Raw genomic sequence first — 5,659 nt, forward strand, 5'->3', positions numbered from 1 at the left:
ATTTTGGACAACGACAATTGTACCCACAGCTTACTGCCATCCTTGCGTTGTAACTGGACGTCCCTGGAGCTACCAACAATTTTATCCTGACCAGTCTGGCGATGGTGGTTTACAAAGCTATCGTGCTTAGCGCGCAATTCATGAGGAAGTAACATAGCTACGTTTTTACCCACGACTTCACTTTTTCGATAGCCCCAGATCTGTTCTGCAGCAAGGTTAAAAAATGTAACTATATTTTTATCGTCGATACTGACCACCGCAATAATACTCTGTTCGAGGGCCTGAATCGCTTGGTTGGTTTTCGTCTTTTGTTGCCAGAACATATAATACTCCGCCTGTAATTTGTTACTTCTTCAGACTTGCGTCTACCGAACAATAAACAGCAATAGACCGGACTGCCCGATCAAACCGGAAAATAATACGAACATCACTAACAATACGTTCACATAGCGCAGTACACATTGCACTCTTTTCGAGAAATCTACGTAATAAGGAAAAAGTAATGGCGACGAACGTTTATGTACAAACGAAAAATCTATTTATTTGGGATCACTTCCGGGCTCATCATGATGATTGCGCTGTGCTTTACCGCCGTTTCTTCTTATCTGACCCAAATCAATCTAGAGCAAAGCAATACGGCGCAGACCCTGCTGGCAGAGCATCAAAAACTCAGTAGCATTTCTTATCGCATGTTTAAGCAGCTCACCGACGAGCTCATCTTTGGGGAGAGTGCCAATCAGGCCATTATTCGTAACAAGCAGGCTCTGATTGGTCAGTCGTTAGAGAAGATCCGACGTTTGGAACTTCAGCAGAGACAGGCACTAGGCAATAAGCTGACGGCGGGCAGTGTTGAAGACACCGACGAATTGGCAGCACTTATTAACGCCATCATTACAGAATTTAAAGCCATTACCGCCATTTACAATAATACGCCACTCGACCAGCAGAATCGTTTACGAACCCTGCTTGAAGTTAAAATTGATAACGAGTTCCGTGAAGCTATCAATGCAGCCGTAGTACGTCAGGGTAATGTGGTAGCCGCACTTAACGCCAAAATTGAAACGCTCAATACCGCCATCGTATGGTTCGCGGTTGGTATAGCCCTGTTTGCGACTCCGTGTATTATTCTTGCTTGTTACTGGCTGTTTAATCAACTTTATCAGCCGCTTACCATAATCAATAACGGAACCAATGCCATTGCTGCGGGGGATTACCAGCAACGCTTACCGGAAACTCTGGATACCGAGTTCTCTCAACTCGTAAAGTCACTCAACCTGCTGGCTACAAAACTGGCTGATCACGAAATGAAAGCAGAACAGTCCCGCCGGCAACTGGAATTTGAAGTCGAGCAAAGAACCAGAGAAATAAGTCAGGTTAATGAACAACTCACCAAAGTCGATTCCCGGAGACGACAGTTTCTTGCTGACGTTTCCCATGAACTCAGAACACCGCTCACCATTATCAGAGGGGAAGCACAGGTAACACTGCGACAGTCTGCAGCGTCTGAACAGGTATACCGGGAAACACTCGATTCCATTCTGGTTCAGGCGATAAATCTTAGTGAACTGGTGGATGACTTGCTGTTACTGGCCAGAGCCGAACTAAGCCAGTTAAAACTCGACACCGCCCGTCAGGCGCTTGGCGACTTTTTACACGGCCAGGTAAGCCAGTGGCAACGCCTGCACAAAGACCGCGACTTTACCCTTGAAATAGATAATCACGCCAAAACGCTGCAGCTAAGTTTCGATCACCAGCGCCTTAAGCAGGTAGTGGCAATTCTGCTTGATAACGCATGCAAATATTCAGCGCCGCAAACGCCAGTTATCGTGTCACTTAAAAAAATCAACAACCGTGCCTGCATTGACATTAAGGATTTTGGAGAAGGGATCTCGCCTTCGGATATTAATCATATCTTCGAACGCTTTGTTCGCTTTAAACATAAGTCGGAGGGCCTGGGGCTTGGGCTGGCTATCGCCAAAGCAATAGTTGAGGCTCATGGTGGCGAAATCCGGGTCAGCTCAACCCCAGGAGAAGGCGCCTTGTTTCAAGTTTATTTGCCAATGGATGTTGTTTCATGAAAGTTTTAATTGCCGACGACGAAATCTCGTTAGTAAATTTTCTGTATCGGGGGCTTACAGCGGAGGGTTTTGAATGTATTAAAGAGACTTCACTGCACAACCTGATTGACATAGTTAAACGGGAGAAGCCAGATCTGCTGGTACTCGACAGGATGTTTGGTGAGGACGATAGCGTTGATCTTCTCTCACCCCTGAAGCAGCTCAGTCATGCGCCGATGGTGTTACTGTTATCCGCCCTCGACGATATAGGCGACAAAGTAAACGGGCTAGATAAAGGTGCCGACGACTACTTGTGTAAACCCTTCGATTTCGACGAATTACTTGCCCGTATGAATGCACTTGGGCGACGCCAACGAGCGCAGCCAATTACGCAAGCCAAACAAATGCGTTTTGCCAATCTGGTGCTGGACTTAGAATCCAAGCTGGCCAGTATTATTCACAACGAGAATGCGCAGGAGTTGACGCTGACCAACATTGAGTTCAACCTGCTGAGCTATTTTATAGAGTCACAGAATAAAGTGCTTACCCGGGAGCGTATATTAAGCCGTGTGTGGCAAAGCAATACCGATCCGCTAACGAATATTGTGGACGTATACATCAGCAGGCTACGGCAAAAAATCCCCCCAACAGCGGGCCTGGAGATCACCACTATCCGCGGTAATGGCTACCGGTTAAAAGCACTTAACGAAGCGTAATCACAGCGGTGAGTCAGTGATATGCGATTCACCATACCTCATTGCGATTCGGCACAGGATGATGGCAAAACTCGCCATCCCCCCTTCCAGCACTCATATTGAACAAGGTGCCGACGCTCGTGACGTAACCATTACCAGATAGCGGCACTCAATCTGTCTCCAACGTCCCATCAGAGTAGCCTTATTTTTCAATCGCCATTGGTACTTCCCTCTCATGATCACTACACATAAGTAAATTGACTTTATCAATCGATTTGCAGTGTACCCTCAGGTATCATTCTCTCGTTGCAAGCCATTACTAAACAATCGTTTTATCTGAACTAACCTGAATAATGAACCACGCTCAGCAATTTGTTGCACTCACTAAACAACTCCTTGAGTTTCAGGACTTCTGGCGAGACTCACCGTTTTACAATCCCGACATGGTGTGGCGCAAGCACTACCCTGAATTAAGCAAGCAGGTACTGCAACTCAGTGAGAAAGCGTTTAATGACATTGATAACAGTGCAGAGAAACTCCATCAGTTTTTAGCCAATTATATTCCCCACTATGGGGACATGCTGGCCCTCTTAAATGTTGCGCAGAACATCCATCCGGTGGAACTCAACAAACACCTGGCAACGGGCGTGTCGGGGCGAAAATGGTCGCAAATTTTTGCCTTCATTGGCGCCTTGCCGGAAAAGGCGGCACCAGGCGTATCCACAGTGGTAGACTGGTGCTCAGGTAAAGCGCATTTAGGCCGCGCGGTTGCTCATCATTGGCAGCGCGATTTACACGGTATAGAAATGCAATCGCAGCTGTGTGATGACGGCAGCGCACTAGCTGCCCCCTGGGTGAACAAGGCACACTTTAGCTGCAAGGATGTGCTGGCAGAAAGTCATGATTTTCATTCGCACGAACATGTTATTGCCTTACATGCTTGTGGCGACTTGCACCGAACATTGCTCAGGCAATGGCGGGCGAGCAACTCACCGTACTTGTCCTTTGCGCCCTGCTGTTACCACCAGTGGCTACATGGAGATTATGAGCCCCTGTCTGCAATCGCTGCTGACAACAACCTGAATCTGAGTAAAAATCAGGTGCGCCTTGCAGTACAAGAAATGGTTACCTCGTCACCAAGAGTGTGCAAACAAGTGAGCACCTTAAGTGAATGGCGAATGGCCTTTGATTTGATTCAGCGGGACATCACCGGCAAAGATGAATACCGCTCCACGCCGTCGTTACCCTACTCCTACATAGCCCGTGGCCCTGAAGTAACGATCCGAACACTGGCAGAAAAATGTAACATTCCCCTGCCGCCTGACATTAACTTTGCACCATTTTTGCAACAGGCAGAAGTGAGATACCGTGAGTTTCGCCGGTTGCAGTTGGTTTCACAGGGATTTCGGCGCGCTCTGGAAATGTGGTTAGTACTGGACTTGGTATTGTTTTTAGAGGAAGGCGGATGCGATGTACACTTAACCCGTTTTTGCCCACGGGAAATCACCCCGCGCAACCTGCATATCAATGCCATTCGGAACAACGCGTGCTGATATAAATTAGCACTGGCTATACATTAGCACTGGCCACAAGAAAAAACCGAGCCAGTTGGCTCGGTTTCTGAAACGGTAGACGTTAACCGTAAATGTGCAACTTAACCCAGCTTATCTGATGCAATGTGATAGCGTGGGTCTTCATTAACGTTAATTTCTACAAACTTATTCGCTTTGGTAAGCAGTGCTAAACACTCGTGACTTACGTGGCGAATATGCAGCTTTTTACCTGCTTTTTCGTATTTATCGGCCAGGCCATCCAAAGCGTCGATACCCGACGAGTCCCAGATACGGCTCGACTGGAAATCAATCACCACATCATCCGGGTCGTTGGCAATATCGAACAAATCGCGGAAGTGACTAACCGACCCAAAGAACAATGGACCTTGTAACTCGTACACTTTCCAGCCGTCTTTATCTACGTGCGTTTTTACTTCAATGTGGCGCGCGTGTTTCCAGGCAAATACCAGTGCAGACACAATCACGCCTACCACAACCGCAATGGCCAGGTCGGCAATTACCGTCACTGCAGTTACCAGGAACAGTACAAACGCATCTTCCTTGTTAACACCGCGAATAATGCGGAACGACGCCCATTCAAACGTACCAATTACCACCACAAACATAACGCCCACCAGCGCAGCCAACGGGATCATTTCAATCAGCGGTGCAGCAAATAAAATAAAGCCCAACAGCACCACAGCAGCAGTAATACCGGAAAGGCGCCCACGACCACCAGAGTTAATATTAATCATGCTCTGACCAATCATGGCGCAACCACCCATACCGCCGAAGAAGCCGTTCACGGTGTTTGCCACACCCTGACCAATACATTCTTTGTTGCCACGGCCACGTGTGTCGGTCATTTCGTCAATCAGCGACAAGGTTAACAAGGATTCAATTAAGCCCACCAAACAGAGGATCACCGACGTAGGCAACACAATCATGAAGGTTTCCCAGGTGAAGGGCACCATAGGGATGGCAAACGACGGTAATTCACCGGCAAGCGTCGCACTGTCTTTTTGGTCGGCAGGCAGCATATAGCGCACAAAATCAATTACCGTTCGCGCTTCTAAATCCAGTCCGTGAACCAATAAGGTAATAGTAATAATAGCGGCAAGTGACGCGGGAATGGCTTTGGTAATCCGTGGCAAAATGTAAATAATGGCCATGGTAAGCGCCACCAAACCCAGCATCCAGTACAACAGGGTGCCCTGCATCCACTGCTGTTCGCCCAGCGCATTAGCTACTTTAAACTGCCCTAACTGTGCCAGGAAAATCACAATTGCCAGGCCGTTCACAAAACCCAGCATTACCGGGTATGGCACCAGCCGGATAAACTTACCTAACCGGA

The 5,659-nt window shown here is 47.8% G+C and carries 5 protein-coding genes; 3 read left to right on the plus strand and 2 right to left on the minus strand.

Translation table 11 applies throughout. From position 1 onward, the window contains the following. Positions 1-323: PAS domain S-box protein (locus ACLR2L_RS18445; protein ID WP_413370277.1), on the minus strand; the 323-nt coding region annotated here is incomplete at its 3' end. A 195-nt stretch (positions 324-518) separates the two neighbouring features. Between ACLR2L_RS18445 and ACLR2L_RS18450 the strand changes: the two genes are divergently transcribed. The 3 genes from ACLR2L_RS18450 (at position 519) to ACLR2L_RS18460 (ending at position 4,305) form a co-directional block, all read left to right on the plus strand. Further along, the gene (locus tag ACLR2L_RS18450) at positions 519-2,078 is read left to right on the plus strand and encodes an ATP-binding protein (protein WP_413370279.1); all 1,560 of its coding nucleotides are present in this window, start codon (positions 519-521) and stop codon (positions 2,076-2,078) included. Beyond that, positions 2,075-2,773, plus strand: a complete 699-nt coding sequence (locus ACLR2L_RS18455; protein ID WP_413370281.1) for a response regulator transcription factor — start codon at positions 2,075-2,077, stop codon at positions 2,771-2,773. The genes ACLR2L_RS18450 and ACLR2L_RS18455 overlap by 4 nt, the downstream gene beginning before the upstream one ends. A 332-nt stretch (positions 2,774-3,105) precedes the next feature. Further along, complete coding sequence (locus ACLR2L_RS18460) at positions 3,106-4,305, plus strand: methyltransferase (protein ID WP_413370283.1); 1,200 nt, start codon at positions 3,106-3,108, stop codon at positions 4,303-4,305. Positions 4,306-4,406: 101 nt separating this feature from the next. On the opposite strand, the gene ACLR2L_RS18465 is transcribed toward ACLR2L_RS18460, so the two are convergent. Next, on the minus strand, positions 4,407-5,659 hold a 1,253-nt coding region (locus tag ACLR2L_RS18465; protein ID WP_413370285.1), incomplete at its 5' end, for a SulP family inorganic anion transporter.

It is taken from the genome of Alteromonas sp. AMM-1, assembly GCF_047290655.1.
Taxonomy (GTDB): domain Bacteria; phylum Pseudomonadota; class Gammaproteobacteria; order Enterobacterales; family Alteromonadaceae; genus Alteromonas; species Alteromonas mangrovi.